The organism is Pseudacidovorax sp. DMC4, assembly GCF_056314265.1.
This window is the reverse complement of the sequence record NZ_JBQUYR010000022.1, coordinates 15,064-33,917: the sequence shown is the minus strand read 5'-3', so window position 1 is coordinate 33,917 and position 18,854 is coordinate 15,064. Positions and strand designations below refer to the sequence as shown.

Below are 18,854 nucleotides of genomic sequence, written 5' to 3'. Positions count from 1 at the left end.
CAGAGACCCGACCATGAACGCACGCACCCCCAACGCCGCCGCCGACGTCGCGGCCCACCTGCACTCGTACACCAACCTCGCCACCCACGGCCAGGTGGAGCCGCTGCTCATCACGCGCGGCGACGGCATCCATGTGGAGGACGAGTCCGGCCGCCGCTACATCGAAGGCATGTCCGGCCTGTGGTGCGCCTCGCTGGGCTTCAGCCATCCGCGGCTGGTGCAGGCCGGCATCGATGCGCTCAAGACGCTGCCCTACTACCACACCTTCAACCACCGCAGCAATCCAGCCGCGGCGCAGCTGGCAGAGCGGCTGCTGGCCCTGGCGCCGGTTCCGATGGCGCGGGTGTTCTTCGCCAACTCGGGCTCCGAGGCGAACGACTCGGCGGTGAAGATGATCTGGTACTACTTCAACGCCATCGGCAAGCCGGCCAAGAAGAAGATCATCGCCCGCGACCGCGCCTACCACGGCGTGACGGTGGCCTCGGCCAGCCTGGGCGGCCTGGCGGCCAACCATTCGGACTTCGACCTGCCCATCGCCCGCATCCTGCGCACCGGCAGCCCGCACCACTACCGCGACGCGCGGCTCGGCGAATCGGCCGAGGACTTCGCCACCCGCCGCGCCAATGAGCTTGAGCAGCTGATCCTGAACGAAGGCCCCGACACCGTCGCCGCCTTCTTCGCCGAGCCGGTGATGGGTGCGGGCGGCGTGATCGTGCCGCCGCCCACCTACTTCGAGAAGATCCAGGCCGTGCTGCGCAAGTACGACGTGCTGCTGGTGGCCGACGAGGTGATCTGCGGCTTCGGCCGCACGGGCGAGATGTTCGGCTCCACCACCTTCGGCATGCGGCCGGACATCCTCACCTGTGCCAAGTCGCTGTCCTCGGCCTATGTGCCGATCTCGGCGGTGATGGTGTCGCAGCAGATCCACGAGGCCATGGCCACCAACAGCGGCCGCATCGGCACCTTCGGCCATGGCTACACCTACTCGGGCCATCCCGTGGCCGCGGCCGTGGCGCTGGAGACGCTCAAGGTCTACGAAGACGAAGGCATCCTGGCCCGCACCCGCGAGCTCGCGCCGCGCTTCGCCGAAGGCCTGGCCGTGCAGGCCGAGCGCCGCATCGTCGGCAACATGCGCGCCGTGGGTCTGATCGGCGCGCTGGAGCTGATGGCCGACCGCGCCGCGCGCACGCCCTTCGACCCGGCGCTGAAGGCCGGCTACCAGGTGGCCCAGTACGCCCAGGAAGAAGGCCTGATCGTGCGCGCCATGGGTGACACCGTGGCCCTGTGCCCGCCGCTCATCATCACGCCGGCCGAGATGGACGAGATGTTCGCCCGCCTGGGTCGCGCGCTCGACCGCTTCGAGAAGACGCTCTGAGCGGGACACCACGATGCAGGCCTTCTTCTGCCCCGACCAGTTGCTGCACCAGCCGCAGCAGTACATGCGCATCGGCCGCATCCACAAGCCGGCCGACCTGCCCGCGCGCGCCGAGGCGCTGCAGGCCACGCTGCTGGCGCAGGGCATCCCCGTGTATTCGCCGCCCGAGGCCGGCCGTGCGCCGCTGGAGGCCGTGCATGCGCCGCACTACCTGGACTACCTGTCCGCCGCCTACGAAAGCTGGCAGAAGCTCGGCCGCCCGGGCCTGGAGCCCGGCATCGAGGTCCTGCCCAACCTGTCGCCCTACTACGGCGTGGCGCCCGGCGAGCGACGTCCGCCCTGCCCCAGCCCCTCGCTGCTGGCGCAGACCGGCTACTACGTCGGCGACCTCGCCTCGCCGCTGGGGCCGCACAGCTGGCGCTCCATCCTGCGCTCGGCCCACACCGCGCATGCGGCGGCCATGGCCGTGGCCGGTGGCGAGCGGCTGGCCTATGCGCTGTGCCGGCCCTCGGGCCACCATGCGCACCACGACCGCGCCAGCGGCTTCTGCTACGTCAACAACAGCGCCGTGGCGGCCGAGGCGCTGCGCCAGCACTTCGGCAAGGTGGCCGTGCTGGACGTGGACGCGCACCACGGCGACGGCACGCAGAACATCTTCTATGCCAGCGCCGAGGTGCTGACCGTCTCCACCCATGCCGACCCAGCGGGCTACTTTCCCTTCTACACCGGCTATGCGCACGAGCGTGGCGCGGGTGCGGGCGAGGGCTTCAACCTCAACCTGCCGCTGGCCCACGGCAGCGGCAATGCCGAGTTCATCGCGGCGCTGGACGAGGCCGTGGCGGCCATCGAGCGCTTCGCTCCCGCGGCGCTGGTGCTGCCCATGGGTTTCGACACCTACCGCGACGACCCGATCAGCGTGCTGCGCCTGGACTTCGACGCCTACCGCGCCATCGGCGAGCGCCTGCGCGCGCTGGCCCTGCCGACGGTGATCGTGCAGGAAGGCGGCTACATGGTCGAAGCGCTCGGCCCGGGGCTGGCGGCGCTGCTGGCCGGGCTGAATCCGTGATCGCCCGTCAGGCCCAGCCGCAAGCGGTGCAAAGGTCTTGCCGATGAGCGCCCTGCCCGCCACGGCCGCGCCGCTGCCCGACTGGCGCCACGGGCCGGGGGCGGGTGTGCTGCTCTTCCTGGGCGCGCTGCTGCTCTTCGCCTTCTACGACGCCTTCGCCAAGCAGATGGTCGCCAGCCATGCGCCGGTGGTCGTCAACCTGTCGCGCTACGTCTGCATCAGCACCGTGGGCCTGGGGCTGCTGCTGCGCCACGGCCAGTTGCGCTTCTGGCGCCAGCCGCACCAGGGCCTGCTGCTGGCGCGAAGCAGCATGCTGGCCCTGGTGGCCACCTGCTTCATGACGGCGCTGGTGACCATGCCACTGGCCGAGGCCACCGCCATCTACTTCACGGCGCCGCTGCTGATGGTGGCGCTGGCGCCCAGCCTGCTGGGCGAGCGGGTGCGCCGTGCCCAGTGGCTCGCCGTGGCGGGCGGCTTTGCGGGCATGCTGCTGATCGTCCGGCCGGGACATGACCTCCCGCTGGCCGGCACGCTGCTGATGGCCGTGTCGGCCACCGGCTATGCGCTGTTCCAGATCTTCACGCGCCGACTGTCGGGGGTGGTGCCGGCACCGGTGCAGTTCGCGCATGCGGCCTTCGTCTGCCTGGCCGTCACGCTGGTGCTGACGGCACTTTCGGAGGACGTCGAGGTGCCGCCCTGGCCGCAGGCCCTGGTGCTGCTGGCGGGCGGCCTGGCCAGCGGCGGCGCGCAGTTGCTGCTGCTGGCGGCCTTCCGGCGCACCCAGGCCTCGACGCTGGCGCCGCTCAACTATGTGCAGTTGCTGCTGGCGGTGCTGATCAGCGCCTTCTGGTTCCATCGCCCGCCCGATGGCCTGGCGATGGCGGGCATGGCCTGCATCGCGGTGGCCGGGGTGTATCTGGCACGATCCGCCGCAACGCCACGACAACGACATCCGGAGACCGCGTGAACGCCGCCCTGCCCACATCCGCCCCCGCCTTCGCCTCGATCCAGGCGCCCGACCTGGTCGGGCTGATCCAGGCCGAGCTGCAGCGGGCCATTCTCGAAGGCCGCATCGGCCCCGGCGACCGCGTGGTCGAGGCCGAACTGGCCCGCCAGATGGGCGTGAGCCGCGCGCCCGTGCGCGAGGCCGCGCGCCGGCTCGAAAGCCTGGGCCTGCTGGTCTCGCGCCCTCGCCATGGCTTCACCGTGCGCACGGTCAGCACCAAGCAGATCGACGACCTCTATGCCGTGCGCATCACGCTGGAGGTGATGGGCGCCACGCTGGCCTGCCGCCACGCCAGCGACGCGCAGCTCGATGCCATGGCGGGCCGCGTGGACGACATGGTCGCCCGCGCCGCCACACTGAGCCAGGCCGAGCGCGTGGCGCTGGACCTGGACTTCCATGCCGCGCTCTGCGCCCTGTCGGGCAACGACTACCTGCAGCAGCTCTTCTCCAACATGGTCAACGAGGTGCGCATGTTCCTCGCGCTGACCGAGGACAGCTACGGCGACCCGGCCTCGCTGGCCCAGACGCACGAACCCATCGCCAACGCCCTGCGCCGCCGCGACGCGCCGGCCGTAGAGCAGGCGCTGCGCTTCCACCTGGAGGACGCACGCGAGCATGTCTCGCGGCTGCGGCTGGCCACGCGCTGAACGAACGCGCTTTTCCCTCGACCCTCACCGCACCGACGTCCACCGCCCATGAAAGTCATCTACAGCGACCGCCACGTCGGCCACGATCCGCAGCAGTTCATCGTGCGCGGCAAATTCAAGCGCAGCAACGAGCAGCCCGAGCGCGCTCATTTGCTGCTGCAGGCCGCGCGCGAACAGGGCCATGAGGTCATCGCGCCCGAGGACCATGGCCCGGGCCCGCGCGCTGCCATCCACACGCCGCAGTACCTGCGATTCCTGGAGACGGCCTGGGCGCGCTGGCAGCAGCTGGACGATCCCTCCTTCGAGGTGATCCCCAACGTGCATCCCTTCCCGGGCCAGCCCTTCACCTACCCCGACAGCCTGGTCGGCCAGGCGGGCTACCACCTGGGCGACATGGCCTGCTCGGTGGGCCAGCACACCTGGGAGGCGGCGGTGTGGTCCGCCCATACGGCCACGCATGCGGCCCAACTGGTACTGGACGGCGAGCGCGCGGCCTATGCGCTGTGCCGCCCGCCCGGCCACCATGCCTATGCCGACCGGGCGAACGGCTTCACCTACCTCAACAACGCCGCCATCGCCGCGCAGCACCTGCGCCAGCGCTTCGACCGCGTGGCCATCGTCGATGTGGACGTGCACCACGGCAACGGCACCCAGGGCATCTTCTGGCGGCGGCGCGACGTGCTCACCGTCTCGCTGCATGGCGACCCGCATTTCTGCACGCCCTTCTTCACCGGCCATGCGCACGAGCATGGCGAGGCCGATGGGCTGGGCTTCAACCTGAATGTGCCGCTGGCCCGCGGGACCGACACCGAGGGCTACCTGGTCGCCCTGCGGGGTGCTCTGGACGCGGTGCGCGCCTACGCCCCGGGCGCGGTGGTGGTGGCGCTGGGCCTGGACGCCCATGAACACGACCCGTACCGGGCACTCGCGGTCAGTACGGAAGGCTTCGCCCGAATCGCGGCGGAGATCGCGCGGCTGGGGCTGCCCACGGTGCTGGTGCAGGAAGGCGGCTACCTGTCGCCCGACCTGGGGCCCAACCTGCGCAGCGCACTGGGCGGCTTCGAGGCGGCGGCATGAGTCTGCAAGCGCCACCGACCTCCCAACCCGTCCGCCCTGCGCCCGGCGCGCCCGACGGCGCTCGATCCGTTCGCCCTGAACCTGTCGAAGGGCGAAACGGCGCGCCGGCCGATGTGACCCGGCTTCGGCAGGCTCAGCCCGAACGGACTGGAAGCGAAGACGACGCTTTCGAGCAGTTGCCCGAAGCCGCCGTTCTGTGCGCGCCTCCCGCGCCGGTCGATCTGAACGAGGCCACGCGCCTGCTCCAGCGTCACTACGGACTGAGCGGAACGCTGACGCCGCTGGGCGGCGAGCGCGATGCCAACTTCCTGTTCCAGCCTGCGGATGGCGGCGCGCCCTGCATGCTCAAGGTGTCGCACCCGGTCGAAAGCGCCGCCGTCGCCGACTTCCAGACGCAGGCGCTGCTGCACCTTGCAGCGACGGCTCCGGATCTGCCGGTGCAGCGCCTCCTGCCAATGCGCAGCGGCGCGTTCTCGGTGGTGGACACCGCGGTGGGCAATGTCCCCCGCGTCGTGCGCCTGTTCAGCTACCTCGAGGGCCTGCCCCTGCCCAAGGCTCCGCCCACCCCGGGCCGGGCCGCCCACGCGGGCGCGCTGCTCGCCCGGCTGGATGCCGCCCTCGCCGGCCTGTCCCATCCCGCGGGCGAACTGCCCCTGCCCTGGGACCTTCAACGCGCCCTCGGCACCCGCAGCCTGCTGGCGCATGTGGACGACCCCGCCCGCCGCGCGTTCGCCCAGGCGGCGCTGGACCGCTTTGCCGCCGACGCGCTGCCGGTGCTGCGCACACTGCCGCGCCAGCCCATCCACAACGACTTCAACCCATCCAACCTGCTGGTGGACCCGCAGGCGCCCGAGCGCCTGGTCGGCATCCTGGACTTCGGCGACATGGTCGCCGCGCCGCGCATCGTGGACCTGGCGGTCGCGGCCTCCTACCAGCTCGACACGCAGGCGCCCGCCGAGAGCATCGCGGCCTTCGCCGGTGCGTACCACGCGGTCACGCCGCTTTCGACGCAAGAGCGGACGCTGCTGCCGCTCCTGGTCGCCACGCGACTGGCCATGGTGGTCGCCATCAGCGGCTGGCGGGCGGCGCGCGAGCCGGCCAATGCGGCGTACCTGCTGCGCAACAACGGCGCCTCCTGGGCGCGGCTGGCGGCGCTGGCTGCCCTGCCTGCCACTGCACTCGACGACGCGCTGCGCCACGCCTGCCCCTGACACACCCCGAGGCGCCTGCCCATGCCGACAACCACTGCCGACCTGATCGAACGCCGCGCCCGACTGCTCGGCCCCAGCTACCGACTGTTCTACGACGAGCCGCTGCACCCGGTGCGCGGCGAAGGCGTGTGGCTGTTCGACGCCGAGGGCCGCCGCTACCTTGACGCGTACAACAACGTCGTCTGCGTGGGCCATGCGCATCCGCAGGTGGTCGAGGCCATCGCGCGGCAGGCCGCCACGCTCAACACCCACACGCGCTACCTGCACGAGGGGGTGCTCGACTATGCCGAGCGCCTGCTGGCGACGATGCCCGCCGAACTGGGCCATGCCGTCTTCACCTGCACCGGCAGCGAGGCCAACGACCTGGCCCTGCGCATCGCCCGCACCCACACCGGCGGCGAGGGCGTGATCATCACGAGCTTCGCGTACCACGGCGTCACCGCCAGCCTGGCCGAGGCCTCGCCCTCGCTGGGCCGCTATGTGCAGTTGGGCCGGGCGGTGCGCACCGTGCCCCCGCCCGATGGCGACGACCTGGACGCCGAAACGCTGGGCGGCCATTTCGCCGACGGCGTGCGGCGCGCCATCGCCGAACTGCAGGCCGACGGAATCCGGCCGGCGGCGCTGCTGGTGGACACGGTCTTCTCCAGCGATGGCATCTTCACCGGCCCGCGCGGCTTCCTGCAGGAAGCCGTGGCCGCGATCCGCGAGGCCGGCGGCGTGTTCATCGCCGACGAGGTGCAGCCCGGCTTCGGACGCACCGGCGAGGCCTTCTGGGGCTTCGAGCGGCACGGCGTGGTCCCGAACATCGTCACGATGGGCAAGCCGATGGGCAATGGGCATCCGGTCGCGGGCCTGGCCGTTCAGCCCGAGGTGATGGCAGCCTTCGGCCGGCAGTGCCGCTACTTCAACACCTTCGGCGGCAACCCGGTCTCGATGGCAGCGGCAAGTGCCGTGCTCGATGTGCTCCAGGACGGTGGGCTGCAGGCCAACGCGCAGGCGGTCGGCGACCATCTGATGACCGGCCTGCGACAACTGGCCGAGAAACATGCGCTGATCGGCCAGGTGCGCGGCGCGGGCCTGTTCATCGGCGTCGAACTGGTCACCGACCGCGCCCGCCGCACGCCGGCCACGGCCGAGGCGGCGCGCGTCGTCAACGGCCTGCGGCAGGCCGGCGTGCTGCTCAGCGCCACGGGCGAAGCGGCCCACATCCTCAAGCTGCGGCCGCCCCTGGTCTTCGAGCGTGCCCATGCCGACCTGCTGGTGCAGACGCTGGACGACGTGCTGGCCCGACTCTGAACCAGGAACCGCCCATGGCTGCCATCCCGACCCCCGACCAGCTGCGCGACGCGGCCCAGGCCCTGACGCCCTGGATGATCGACACGCTCAGCGCCTTTGTTGCTGCGCCCAGCCCTTCCGGCGCCGAGCAACCGGCTGCCGACTTCCTGGAACGCCTGATGCAGGACATGGGCCTGGACTGCGAGCGCATCGTGCTCGACAGCCGGCAGATCGAGGGCCTGGCACTGTTCTCCTGCCCTTGCGATCCGGACGGCGGCCGCCACAACCTGCTCGCCCGCCATCTGCCACCCACGGGTTCCAAAGGCCGCTCGGTGCTCTTCAACGGCCACCTGGACGTGGTGCCGACCGGCCCGGAATCGCTGTGGACCACCGGCCCCTACGTGCCGCGCGTGGAGGACGGCTGGCTGTATGGCCGCGGCGCCGGCGACATGAAGGGCGGCATCGTCTGCGCGCTGGCGGCGCTCCAGTTGCTGCGCACGCTGGGATTCACCCCGGCCGGCACTGTCGGCTTCAACGCCGTGCTGGACGAAGAGAACACCGGCAACGGCACGCTCGCGACCCTGCATGCGCTGCAGACCGCCCGGGCCAAGGCGAAGCTCAACGACTTCGACGCCGTCATCATTCCCGAGCCCTTCGGCGAGACGCTGATGAGCGCCCAGGTGGGCGTGAGCTGGCTGTTCGTCACCCTGACCGGGCGGCCGGCCCACGTCGCCTACATGGGCCAGGGGCTCAACCCCATCGAGGCGGCGATGGCGATCATGGCCGACCTGAAGGAGCTGGAAGCCGAGTGGAACCGTCCCGAGAACCGCCACCCCGCCTTCGCCGACGTGGCCCATCCGGTCAACTTCAACCTGGGCCGGATCGACGGCGGGGAATGGAATTCTTCCGTGCCCTGCACCTGCACGCTGGGTCTGCGGATCGGCTACTACCCCGGCATGGACCCGGCGGACGTTGAGGCCCAGGTCGGCGCGCGCATCCGTGCCAAGGCTCAGGCGCTCAACCCGGCGCTGATGGTCGAGATCGACGCACGCGGCCACCGCTCGCCCGGCTGCGTCTACGACCTGGAGGCGCCCGCCATGCGCACGCTGGCCGACGCCCACGAGAAGATCGCGGGCCAGCCACCGGCGCGCCTCGCCTGCACGGCCACAACTGATGGCCGGCACTTCCGGCTGATGAGCGACATCCCAGTGACCAACTACGGGCCCGTGGCCCGCCACATCCACGGCATCGACGAGGCTGTCTCCCTCGAAAGCATGCAGCGCGTGACGGCCGCCATGGCGCAGTTCATCGTCGACTGGTGCGGCGTGGTGGAAGCCTGAGCGGCCGAGCGCGCCCTGCACTGGCGCTCTGTGAACTGCCGCGCTAGAATCGAGGGCTTTTCGCGGCAAGTGCTGGCACGATGGTTGTGCACAGTGGCTCCCGCATCGACGCTCAAGGAACCACCATGGCCAAAGAAGGCATCCATCCCGACTACCGCGAAGTCCTGTTCCTGGACCTGTCCAACGGCTTCAAGTTCGTCACCCGCTCCTGCGTGAACACGCGCGAGACCGAGACCTTCGAAGGCAAGGAATACCCCCTGTACAAGCTGGACACCTCCAGCGAGTCGCACCCCTTCTACACCGGCACCCAGAAGTCGGTGGACAACATGGGCGGCCGCGTCGAGAAGTTCCGCAACAAGTTCGGCAAGACCGCGCTGTCCTCCAAGTAAGCCGTCTTTGCACACAGCGCCGCCCCGTGCGGTGCACCGAGGGCAGCCCGGATCTCCGTGCTGCCCTTTGTTTTTTCCCCCATGCGCCGCCCGATGATCCGGGCCGCACGCCCGCCCGCCAGACCGTGAGCCCCGCGCATTGAGCCCCCCCAATCCCGCCATCGTTGCCCAGAACGCCGTGCGCCGCCTGCCCCGGGCGGCGCTGTTGCTGCTGTGTGCCGCCTACCTGATGCCCGGCCTGCTGGGCCGGGGGCCGTGGAAGAGTGCGGATGTCGCCTCCTTCGGCTACATGGCGGCGCTGGCCGAGGGCGGCGGCCTGGCACGCTGGCTCGACCCGCTGCTGCTGGGCCTGCGGCCGGAGATTCCGGCCCTGCTGCCCTACTGGATCGGGGCCTGGGCGATCCAGCTCTCACCCTCGTGGCTGCCGCCCGACCTGGCGGTGCGCATCGTGTTCGCGCTGATGCTGTGGTGCACCTTCACCGCCACCTGGTATGCCGTGTACTACCTGGCACGGACGCCGCGGGCCCAGCCGGTGGCCTTTGCCTTCGGCGGGGAGGCCCGGCCGACGGACTATGCGCGCGCGGTGGCCGATGGCGGGCTGCTCGCACTGATCGCCAGCCTGGGTCTGGCCCAACTGGGCCATGAAACCACGCCGGCGCTGGCACAGCTCTTCTTTGCCTCGCTGCTGTTCTATGGCGCCGCGGCGCTGCCCTATCGGCGCGCAGCGCCCCTCACCGCCTTCGGCATCGGCACGCTGGGGCTGTCGCTCAGCGGTGCGCCCTCCATGGGCCTGATCCTGAGCGGTGGCTGCGCGGTGCTGGCCTGCCGCGAATGGCTGCTCGGCCAGCGCGAGCCCGACGGCGACGCCAGTCCGGTGTACGACCGCACCGGCGTCTTCGGCCTGGCCGCCCTGGCACTGATCGGGGCAGCCGTGGCGGCTGCCCTGGGCCAGTTCCACTGGAACCTCTCCCTGCCCGGCAGCGACCCCAACGAGCGCCTCATCGCCGAGGCGCGCGGCCTGCTCAAGCTCTTCCTCTGGTTCACCTGGCCGGCCTGGCCGTTGGCGATCTGGACGCTGTGGCGCTGGCGCCGGCAACTGACGGCCCGGCACGTGGCGCTGCCCCTGGGCTTCATGCTGGCGGCCTCGTTCTCGACCATCTTCACGGACTTCGGCGAACGCTCCCTGCTGATCGGTCTGCCCGCCTTCGCCACGCTGGCGGCCTTCGCGCTGCCCACCTTCCGGCGCAGCGTCTCGGCGCTGATCGACTGGTTCACCCTGCTCTTCTTCAGCGGCGTGGCGCTGTTCATCTGGGTGTACTGGATCTCGCTGCACACCGGCGTGCCGGCCAAACCCGCCGCCAATGTGTACCGGCTGGCGCCGGGCTTCGTGCCCGATTTCTCCTGGATCGGCTTCGGTCTGGCGCTGGCCGCCACCATCGCCTGGGCCTGGCTGGTGCGCTGGCGCACCGGGCGACACCGCGCCGCGCTCTGGAAGACGATGGCCCTGCCCGCCGGCGGCGCCGCGCTGTGCTGGCTGCTGCTGATGACCTTGTGGCTGCCGCTGCTCGACTACGCCCGCAGCTACGAGCCGCAGGTGCGCGCCCTCTCGCAACGCATGGGCGCGCAGCCCGGCTGCGTGGACGAGCTCGGCCTCAACCGCGCCCAGATCGCCGCGCTGCGCCACCACGGCCGCGTGGCGCTGCAACCGCTGGCCGACGGCAGCCGGTGCACTTGGCTGCTCGTGCATCCGGACTACCTGTTCAGCCTGCCCAACCGGGTCCGCATGGCCGACTGGCATTTCGAGGGCACCTTCCGCCGGCCCACCAGCCCCAGCGACGACCTGCTGCTGTTCCGCCGACAGGCACCGCAGTGAGCGAGCGGCGCCTCATCGCCCGCCACGCCGGCACGGTGCTGGTCGGCCAGATGGCGACCATGGCCTTCGGCGTCACCGACACCGTGGTCGCCGGCCGCTTCGACCAGGATGCGCTGGCGGCGCTGTCCATCGGTGCGGCCATCTTCATCAGCGTGTTCGTGGCGCTGACCGGCACACTGCAGGCGCTGCTGCCGGTCTGGGCCGAGCTGCACGGGGCCGGCCGGCGCGAGGCCATGGGCCGCTCGGTGCGGCAGGCGCTGTACCTGTGCGCGGCCACCACGGCGGTCGGCGCGACGCTGCTGCTGTCGCCCGGCCCGCTGCTGGCCTGGACCGAGGTGCCGCCCGCCATGCGGGGCGCGGTCGGCCAGTACCTGGCCGTGCTGGCCGCGGCCCTGCCGGCGGCGCTGCTGTTTCGCATCTACGCCACCCTGAACCAGTCCATCGGCCGGCCGAGTTTCGTCACCTGGCTGCAGGTCGGCGCGCTGGCGGTCAAGGTGCCGCTGTCGATCTGGCTGACCTTCGGCGGCCTGGGCGTGCCCGCACTGGGCCTGATGGGCTGCGCACTCGGCACGCTGACCGTCAACTGGCTGATGCTGGCCGTTGCGGTGCTGATGCTGCGCCACCGCCCCGAATACCAACCCTATCGCCTCTGGCGCCGGCCCGAGCGGCCGGACTGGCCGCAACTGGGCGCCTTTGCCCGGCTGGGGGTGCCGGCGGGGCTGTCGGTGATGGTGGAGGTGAGCTCCTTCACCTTCATGGCCCTGTTCATCGCCCGCCTGGGCAGCACGGCCACGGCGGCACACCAGATCGCATCGAACCTCACCGCGGTGGCCTACATGGTGCCGCTCTCGCTGGGCCTGGCCACCAGCGCCCGGGTCGGCTACTGGATGGGCGCCGGCCGGCCGGACCAGGCGCGGCGCGCCTGCTGGCAGGGTCTGGGCATGGCGGTGCTGGCCGCGTTGATGGTGGCCGGCTCGCTGCTGGCTTTGCGCGGCACCATCGTCCAGTTCTACACGCGCGAGGCGGCCGTGGCCCATCTGGCGGCGGGCCTGCTCGCGGCCTGCGCCGCCTACCACCTGGCCGACGCGACCCAGACGCTGTGCATCTTCGTGCTGCGCTGCTTCCGCATCACGGTCGCGCCGCTGCTCGTGTACTGCGCCCTGCTGTGGGGCGTGGGGCTGGGCGGCGGCTACTGGCTGGCCTACCACGGCCTCGGGCCCAGGCCGGCGCAACATTCGCCGCTGGCGTTCTGGATCATGGCGGCCGCGGCATTGGGCGCCGCGGCGTTGATCCTGCTGGCGCTGCTGCGGCTTGCGGTGGGCCGCGCAGGCCGCCGCTGAACCTGAACGGCGGCGGGCCGCCGGGGCTCAGCGGCCCTGGATACCCAGCAATTCGACCTCGAAGTTCAGCGTGGCATTGGGTGGGATCACCCCGCCCGCGCCGCGGCTGCCGTAGGCGATGGCCGGCGGGCACACCAGCTTGGCCTTGCCGCCCACCTTCATCTTCTGCAGTCCCTCGGTCCAGCACGGAATCACGCGGTTGAGCGGGAACTCGGCCGGCTGGTTGCGGGCATAGGAGCTGTCGAATTCCTTGCCGCTGTCCGGGAAGGTGCCGCGGTAGTGCACCCGCACTGTGTCGGTCGCCGAGGGGCTGGGGCCGGTGCCCTCCTTGACGCTCTGGTAGACCAGGCCGCTGGGCGTGGTGACGGCGGCGCTCTGGGCGTGGACAGCGCCACAGGCGAAGAGAAGGGTGGCGGCAGCGGCGCCGAGGGCACGCGAAACGATGGTCATGGGCTCTCCCGAGGTGGAAAAGCGGCGGATCATAAGCCGCGCCCCTGACGCTCTCTGCGCCCCCGCCGCAGCAGGTCAGGCCGAGCGCGGGCCCGGAACCTGCATCGCTTGTCCTACCCGGCAGCCGGGCGGCAAGCGCGATCATGCGTCGGTCTCCCGCCACGGCCGGCCCCTCGCCCACCGACACCGCCCATGCGCTACCGCACGACGATCCAGCATCAGGTCTTCGACTTCGACGATCTCCGCCAGGTGATGGCCTGTGCCAGCCCGGCACGTTCGGGCGACTACTTGGCCGGCGTCGGCGCCGCCACCGCGCAGCAACGGATGGCGGCGCGGCATGTGCTGGCCGACACGCCGCTCAAGCAGTTCCTCAGCGAGGCGCTGGTGCCCTACGAAGAGGACAACATCACCCGGTTGATCCTCGACGGCCATGACGCGGCCGCCTTCGCACCGGTCGCGCATCGCACCGTGGGCGATTTCCGCAACTGGCTGCTGTCCGATGCGGCGGACACCGCGGCGCTGACCGCGCTGGCGCCCGGGCTCACGCCGGAGATGGTGGCTGCCGTCTCCAAGATCATGCGCAACCAGGACCTGATCGTCGTCGCGCGCAAGTGCCGGGTCACCAGCCGCTTCCGCAACACCCTCGGTCTTCCCGGCCATCTGGCCGTCCGGCTGCAGCCTAACCATCCGACCGATGACCTGCGCGGCATCGCCGCCTCCACGCTGGACGGACTGCTCTACGGCGCAGGCGATGCGGTGATCGGCGTCAACCCTGTCTCCGACAGCCTGCCGGTGCTCGAGCGGCTGCAGCACATGCTGGCCGAGGTCATCGAGCGCTTTGCCATTCCCACCCAGAGCTGCGTGCTCACCCATGTGACCAACACGATGAAGCTCATGGAACGGGCCGCGCCGGTGGACCTGGTGTTCCAGTCCATCGCCGGCACCGAGAAGGCCAACCTCTCCTTCGGCGTCACGCCCGAACTGCTGGACGAGGCCTGCGAAGCCGCCCGCGCACTGGGCCGCGGCACGCTGGGCGACAACGTCATGTACTTCGAGACCGGCCAGGGCAGCGCGCTGTCGGCCAATGCGCACCACGGCGTCGACCAGCAGACCTGCGAGGCGCGGGCCTATGCGCTGGCGCGGCGCTACCGGCCGCTGCTGGTCAACACCGTCGTGGGATTCATCGGGCCGGAATACCTGTTCGACGGCAAGCAGATCATCCGCGCCGGGCTGGAAGACCATTTCTGCGGCAAGCTGCTGGGCCTGCCCATCGGCTGCGACGTCTGCTACACCAACCATGCCGAGGCCGATCAGGACGACATGGACACGCTGCTGGTGCTGCTGGCCACGGCTGGGCTCACCTTCCTGATCGGCGTGCCGGGGGCGGACGACGTGATGCTCAACTACCAGAGCACGTCCTTCCACGACGCTCTGTTCCTGCGCGACACCCTGGGCTTGAAGCGCGCACCCGAGTTCGAGGCTTGGCTTCAGCACATGGGCATCACCGGTGCCGATGGCCGCTTGGTGCCAGGGCCTGCACCGATGCTGCAGCAGGGCATGCAGCGGCTGCGCCTTCTGGGAGCCGCCGCATGAGCACCGCATCGAACGAACCGACCCAAGCCTCTACCCGGGTTACTCCAGCAGAAGACCGATCTGCCCCGCCCGTGACGCCCGACCCCTGGCAGGCCTGGCGCGCCGCCACGCCCGCCCGGCTGGCCCTCGGCCGCGCCGGCAGCGGCATGCCCACCGACGAGACGCTGCGCTTCGGCTGGGCGCATGCCATGGCGCGCGATGCCATCCATGCGGCGCTGGACGCCGACGCGCTCGCCCGGTCGCTCGAAGAAGACGGCTGGTCCGTCCTGCGTGCCCGCAGCCAGGCGCCCGACCGGGCCACCTACCTGCGCCGGCCCGACCTGGGCCGCAGCCTGGACCCGGCCGACGCCGAGGCCCTGCGCGGGCGTCCGGAACGAGGCTGCGATCTCTGCCTGATGGTGGGCGACGGCCTGTCGTCGTTGGCCATCGAGCGCCATGCGCGGCCGCTGCTGGCCGCCCTTCGCGCGCAGTTGCCGACCGACCTGCGCATCGCGCCCGTCGTCGTGGCGACGCAGGCGCGCGTCGCACTGGCCGACGAGGTGGGCGAGGCCCTGGGCGCGCGCCTCGGCGCGATCCTGATCGGCGAGCGGCCTGGCCTCTCCAGCCCGGACAGCCTGGGCATCTACCTCACCCACGAACCACAACGCGGGCGACATGACGCGCAGCGCAACTGCATCTCGAACGTACGTCCGGAGGGCCTGGGCTACGAGGCGGCCGCCTTCAAGCTCGGCTGGCTGGTGCGCGAGGCGCTGCGACGTGGCCTGACCGGCGTTCAGCTCAAGGACGAAAGCGACGACGCGGTGCTCGACGACGACCGCCCGCCGCGCATCGACTGACGCCGGGCTTCGCCTGGCGCGTCAGCGCAGCAGGCTCAGGCCATGCGCGATGCCGACGGCGAGGCCGCCGGCGTTGATGACGAGACCGAGGAGGCGACGGGGAGCGGTGATGGCGGTGTTCATGGACGTCAATGCTAGGCAGCAGGTCCTGCGCTGTGAATTCGAACGTCCTCATCGCAGCCATAGCCAACGCCGCAGGCCCTGCGCCCGGGCGCAATCCGCGCGACCGCGGCCCCAGTCTCCGCTGCCTATGATCGAACGCTGGACCACACAGCTCCAACGAGACAGGAGACATCCGCCATGAGCCAACGCTACCCGCTTGCCGAACTCGACCAGGTCCCCGAGGACATCCGCGCCCGCATTCTGGCCGTGCAGGAAAAGGCAGGCTTCGTGCCCAACGTCTTCCTGGCGCTGGCCCGCCGCCCCGCCGAGTGGCGCGCCTTCTTCGCCTACCACGATGCGCTGATGGAGCCCGAGAGCGTGGGCCGCACCAGCGCACTCAGCAAAGGCGACCGCGAGATGATCGTCACCACCACCAGCGCGGCCAACCAGTGCCTCTACTGCGTGGTGGCGCACGGTGCGCTGCTTCGCATCTACGAGAAGAAGCCGCTCGTGGCCGACCAGGTGGCCGTCAACTGGCGCAAGGCCGACATCTCCGAGCGCCAGCGCGCCATGCTGGCCTTTGCGATGAAGGTGTGCGAGCGGTCGCACGAGGTCGACGAGGCCGACTTCGCCGCCCTGCATGCCCACGGCTTCGACGACGAGGACATCTGGGACATCGCCGCCATCACCGCCTTCTTCGGCCTGTCGAACCGGCTGGCCAGCTTCAGCGGCATGCAGCCGAATCCGGAGTTCTTCCTGATGGGCCGGGTGCCGCGCGAGAAGCCGGCCGACAAGCCCCCGCAGCAAGGATGACGGAGGCCGCCTGCCTATGATGGCTGGCCACACCCGCTCGCGTCCTCCATGATCTCTGCGCCCTCCGCCGCCTCGGCCCATTCCCCCACGGCTGCGGCCACCGATCCCCTGCAGCGCCTGCGCGAAGCGACCTCGTCACTGCATGCCCGGCTCGATACGGGGCTGCCCATCGCACGCGAGGGCGCCGGTCCGGTCGACTACCTCCGGCACCTTGCATTGCTGCGCGGCTGGGTCGACCTGCTTCAGCGGTCCGGCGCCGATTTGCCGCGCCTGGAGGAGGAGCGAGGCGCCCTGGATGCAGAGCTGGCCGAGGCCCAGGACCTGCTGGGCCAGCGTGCGCCACGCATCGATCTGGCGGCTGCGCGGGAACCCCTGTTCCAGGCCGAAGGTTCAGACTGGGGACTCGCGTATGTGCTGGAAGGCTCCCGGCTGGGTGGCCAGGTGCTGCGCAAGCGGCTGGGACCTGCGATGGCGCCGCTGGCGCTGAACTATCTGCGTGGGAGCGGGGCCGACACGGGTCCGAGGTGGAAACTCTTCATTGCCGAGCTCCGGACCGCACTGCACAGCGACGCCCGGCTGGATGCAGCCGCGGCTGCGGCACGGCGGGCCTTCGAACTCCTGCTGCTGTGTCACGAGGCGCTGTCCGCGGCCCAGGCCATGCCGGCTTCCGCTGTTCGCGCGCATCGGGAGTGAAGAAGGTTCGGGTCGGAACGCCCGGACCGGCTGCCACGGAGGGATCAGCCGGCCGCCTGCCGGCACCCTTCGAAGGCATCCAGCGTCGGCTTGTGGGTGGGGCTCTTGACGTCTACCAGCCCCATGACGGTGTGGTACAGGTTGTCGTGCGTCAACGGCATGTCCACCGACTTGCGCAGGCAGGCGTCTCGCACGCCGGTGCGCCCGCCGAGCCCGCCATCGAGCCAGGCCACGAAGGGCACGTGCTTCTGCACGTCCGGCGCAAAGGCATAGGGCACACCGTGTAGGAAAAGGCCGTACTCGCCCAGCGATTCGCCATGGTCGCTGAGGTAGAGCATGCCCGTGTCGAAGCGGTTGCGGCGGGCCTTGAGCCAGTCGATGGCGTCACCCAGGAACCGATCCGTGTGTGCGATCGAGTTGTCGTAGGCGTTGATCAGCTCGCTGTGCGCGCAGTCGGACAGCGTCACGGTGCGGCATTCGGGCTGGAAAGGCTTGCCGTCCGGCGGTGAGCGGCGGAAGTAGGCCGGGCCATGGCTGCCGATCTGGTGCATCACCAGCACCACGCCGCGCGCCACGCGCTCGGGCGGCAAGGCGGCGATGCGCGCGTCCAGGCCCTTGAGCATCACGTCGTCCAGGCATTCGTCGCCGCTGCACAGCGTGGGGTTGGCCGCAATCTCCTTGGCGTCGTTGGCCTCGACATGGGGCACGCGCTCGCACACGCCCTTGCAGCCCGACTGGTTGTCGATCCAGAGCACGGCCAGCCCGGCGGCCTGCACCACGTCGAGCAGGTTCTCGTAGTCCTGCTTGCGGCCTTCGTAGTCCTGCTTGCCCAGGTGCGAGAACATGCAGGGCACCGACGCGGCGGTGTTGGTGCCGCAGGAACGCATGTCGTGGAAGCTCACCACGTTGCGGGCCTTGAGCGCAGGGGTGGTGTCGCGCGCATAGCCGTTGAGGCCGAAGTGGTCGGCCCGGGCCGTCTCGCCCACCACCAGCAGCAGCAGGCGCGGCCGGCTCTGCCCCGCATAGCTGGCGCCCAGCGCCGCACCACCGGAAATCGGCACCAGCTTGCGGCTGCGATGCAGCAAGGGGCGCGTGGCCGCCATGCCGAAGGAATACACGCTGGCCAGCGGATTCATCATGTAGCGCAGATGGGGCTGGTTGCGCATGAGCGGCGCGATTTGACGCGACATGACCATGCCGCCGCCCACGGTGACGGCGACCGCGGCCGCAAACAGCACCGCATTGCGCCAAAGCGCACGCAGCGGCCGCTGCGGGATCACCGGCACGCACCACAGCCACCAGATCGCGGGCACCGCCACGACCAGCACACGCAGCGCCATCGTCAGGCTGAGCAGATCGCGCGCCTCGCCCGGATCGGTCTGCAGCACGTTGAGCGCCATGGACGGGTCCATCACCATCCGGTAGGTGGCCATGTAGTGCTGCACCACCGCAGCCACGACCACCAGCAGCATCCATAGCGGCTTCATGAAGCGCGACCAGGCCGTGAGCGACAGCAGCGCCACCAGACCGCCGCCCAGCAGCCAGGCCATGCCGACGATGTTGGGCATGTAGAGGCTGGGGGCGCGGCCGAGTTCGGCGAGTTCCATCCACAGCGGCCAGTTCGCTGCCAGCAGCAGGTAGGCGGTGAGCACCAGGACGATCGTGCGCGGCGAGCGTGCGCGCAACAGCCAGCCGCGGGGACCCGCAAAGTCGGGCGCGGAATACGCGCCCAGACGCGGCGCGGGAGAGATCAACGGCATGCCGACAG

17 protein-coding genes are annotated in these 18,854 nt (G+C 70.7%); 15 read left to right on the top strand and 2 right to left on the bottom strand.

Annotated features, from left to right (window positions below; translation table 11 throughout):
• Positions 1–13 precede the first annotated feature (13 nt).
• The 11 genes from ACT54X_RS27710 (at position 14) to ACT54X_RS27660 (ending at position 12,599) form a co-directional block, all read left to right on the top strand.
• On the top strand, positions 14–1,375 hold the full coding sequence (locus ACT54X_RS27710) for an aspartate aminotransferase family protein (RefSeq protein WP_476349803.1): 1,362 nt from the start codon (positions 14–16) through the stop codon (positions 1,373–1,375).
• Between the two features lie 13 nt (positions 1,376–1,388).
• Positions 1,389–2,441, top strand: coding sequence for a histone deacetylase family protein (locus tag ACT54X_RS27705; RefSeq protein ID WP_476349801.1), 1,053 nt, complete (start codon positions 1,389–1,391; stop codon positions 2,439–2,441).
• A gap of 43 nt (positions 2,442–2,484) precedes the next feature.
• On the top strand, positions 2,485–3,408 hold the full coding sequence (locus ACT54X_RS27700) for a DMT family transporter (protein ID WP_294378265.1): 924 nt from the start codon (positions 2,485–2,487) through the stop codon (positions 3,406–3,408).
• Positions 3,405–4,094 carry a GntR family transcriptional regulator gene (locus ACT54X_RS27695; RefSeq protein WP_294378263.1) on the top strand — a complete coding sequence of 230 codons (690 nt, stop codon included), beginning with the start codon at positions 3,405–3,407 and terminating at the stop codon, positions 4,092–4,094. The genes ACT54X_RS27700 and ACT54X_RS27695 overlap by 4 nt, the downstream gene beginning before the upstream one ends.
• A gap of 48 nt (positions 4,095–4,142) precedes the next feature.
• The gene (locus ACT54X_RS27690; RefSeq protein ID WP_476349798.1) at positions 4,143–5,171 is read left to right on the top strand and encodes a histone deacetylase family protein; all 1,029 of its coding nucleotides are present in this window, start codon (positions 4,143–4,145) and stop codon (positions 5,169–5,171) included.
• Between the two features lie 176 nt (positions 5,172–5,347).
• The gene (locus tag ACT54X_RS27685; RefSeq protein ID WP_476349796.1) at positions 5,348–6,382 is read left to right on the top strand and encodes a phosphotransferase; all 1,035 of its coding nucleotides are present in this window, start codon (positions 5,348–5,350) and stop codon (positions 6,380–6,382) included.
• Positions 6,383–6,403: 21 nt separating this feature from the next.
• The gene (locus ACT54X_RS27680; RefSeq protein ID WP_476349794.1) at positions 6,404–7,678 is read left to right on the top strand and encodes an aspartate aminotransferase family protein; all 1,275 of its coding nucleotides are present in this window, start codon (positions 6,404–6,406) and stop codon (positions 7,676–7,678) included.
• 14 nt (positions 7,679–7,692) lie between these two features.
• Positions 7,693–8,997 carry an ArgE/DapE family deacylase gene (locus tag ACT54X_RS27675; protein ID WP_476349793.1) on the top strand — a complete coding sequence of 435 codons (1,305 nt, stop codon included), beginning with the start codon at positions 7,693–7,695 and terminating at the stop codon, positions 8,995–8,997.
• Between the two features lie 125 nt (positions 8,998–9,122).
• The gene (locus ACT54X_RS27670; protein ID WP_076504690.1) at positions 9,123–9,386 is read left to right on the top strand and encodes a type B 50S ribosomal protein L31; all 264 of its coding nucleotides are present in this window, start codon (positions 9,123–9,125) and stop codon (positions 9,384–9,386) included.
• A gap of 139 nt (positions 9,387–9,525) precedes the next feature.
• On the top strand, positions 9,526–11,259 hold the full coding sequence (locus tag ACT54X_RS27665) for a hypothetical protein (RefSeq protein WP_294378236.1): 1,734 nt from the start codon (positions 9,526–9,528) through the stop codon (positions 11,257–11,259).
• Entirely contained in the window at positions 11,256–12,599 is a 1,344-nt protein-coding gene (locus ACT54X_RS27660; protein WP_294378234.1) for an MATE family efflux transporter, read from the top strand. The genes ACT54X_RS27665 and ACT54X_RS27660 overlap by 4 nt, the downstream gene beginning before the upstream one ends.
• Before the next feature lie 27 nt (positions 12,600–12,626).
• Here ACT54X_RS27660 and ACT54X_RS27655 read toward each other — a convergent pair whose 3' ends face one another.
• Positions 12,627–13,049 carry an FKBP-type peptidyl-prolyl cis-trans isomerase gene (locus tag ACT54X_RS27655; protein WP_294378233.1) on the bottom strand — a complete coding sequence of 141 codons (423 nt, stop codon included), beginning with the start codon at positions 13,047–13,049 and terminating at the stop codon, positions 12,627–12,629.
• Positions 13,050–13,241: 192 nt separating this feature from the next.
• Here ACT54X_RS27655 and ACT54X_RS27650 point away from each other — a divergent pair, with 192 nt between their 5' ends.
• From ACT54X_RS27650 to ACT54X_RS27635, 4 genes are all read left to right on the top strand, one after another.
• A complete protein-coding gene (locus ACT54X_RS27650) occupies positions 13,242–14,642 on the top strand; it encodes an ethanolamine ammonia-lyase subunit EutB (protein WP_476349790.1) in 1,401 nt (466 codons plus the stop codon).
• Positions 14,643–14,713: 71 nt separating this feature from the next.
• Positions 14,714–15,478, top strand: a complete 765-nt coding sequence (gene eutC, locus ACT54X_RS27645) for an ethanolamine ammonia-lyase subunit EutC (protein ID WP_476349788.1) — start codon at positions 14,714–14,716, stop codon at positions 15,476–15,478.
• 300 nt (positions 15,479–15,778) lie between these two features.
• Entirely contained in the window at positions 15,779–16,393 is a 615-nt protein-coding gene (locus ACT54X_RS27640; RefSeq protein ID WP_476349786.1) for a peroxidase-related enzyme, read from the top strand.
• 48 nt (positions 16,394–16,441) lie between these two features.
• Positions 16,442–17,086: a biliverdin-producing heme oxygenase gene (locus tag ACT54X_RS27635; protein ID WP_354321752.1), complete on the top strand. Its 645-nt coding sequence runs from the start codon at positions 16,442–16,444 to the stop codon at positions 17,084–17,086.
• Between the two features lie 44 nt (positions 17,087–17,130).
• On the opposite strand, the gene ACT54X_RS27630 is transcribed toward ACT54X_RS27635, so the two are convergent.
• Complete coding sequence (locus ACT54X_RS27630; protein WP_476349783.1) at positions 17,131–18,846, bottom strand: phosphoethanolamine transferase; 1,716 nt, start codon at positions 18,844–18,846, stop codon at positions 17,131–17,133.
• Positions 18,847–18,854: the final 8 nt, after the last annotated feature.

Bases quoted from the DNA above. Each gene is read 5' to 3' on its own strand.
- ACT54X_RS27690 (WP_476349798.1), top strand. From the start codon at position 4,143: ATGAAAGTCATCTACAGCGACCGCCACGTCGGCCACGATCCGCAGCAG.
- ACT54X_RS27655 (WP_294378233.1), bottom strand. From the start codon at position 13,049: ATGACCATCGTTTCGCGTGCCCTCGGCGCCGCTGCCGCCACCCTTCTC.
- ACT54X_RS27630 (WP_476349783.1), bottom strand. From the start codon at position 18,846: ATGCCGTTGATCTCTCCCGCGCCGCGTCTGGGCGCGTATTCCGCGCCC.
- ACT54X_RS27700 (WP_294378265.1), top strand. From the start codon at position 2,485: ATGAGCGCCCTGCCCGCCACGGCCGCGCCGCTGCCCGACTGGCGCCAC.
- ACT54X_RS27675 (WP_476349793.1), top strand. From the start codon at position 7,693: ATGGCTGCCATCCCGACCCCCGACCAGCTGCGCGACGCGGCCCAGGCC.
- ACT54X_RS27640 (WP_476349786.1), top strand. From the start codon at position 15,779: ATGAGCCAACGCTACCCGCTTGCCGAACTCGACCAGGTCCCCGAGGAC.
- ACT54X_RS27635 (WP_354321752.1), top strand. From the start codon at position 16,442: ATGATCTCTGCGCCCTCCGCCGCCTCGGCCCATTCCCCCACGGCTGCG.
- ACT54X_RS27705 (WP_476349801.1), top strand. From the start codon at position 1,389: ATGCAGGCCTTCTTCTGCCCCGACCAGTTGCTGCACCAGCCGCAGCAG.
- ACT54X_RS27670 (WP_076504690.1), top strand. From the start codon at position 9,123: ATGGCCAAAGAAGGCATCCATCCCGACTACCGCGAAGTCCTGTTCCTG.
- ACT54X_RS27680 (WP_476349794.1), top strand. From the start codon at position 6,404: ATGCCGACAACCACTGCCGACCTGATCGAACGCCGCGCCCGACTGCTC.
- ACT54X_RS27710 (WP_476349803.1), top strand. From the start codon at position 14: ATGAACGCACGCACCCCCAACGCCGCCGCCGACGTCGCGGCCCACCTG.
- ACT54X_RS27650 (WP_476349790.1), top strand. From the start codon at position 13,242: ATGCGCTACCGCACGACGATCCAGCATCAGGTCTTCGACTTCGACGAT.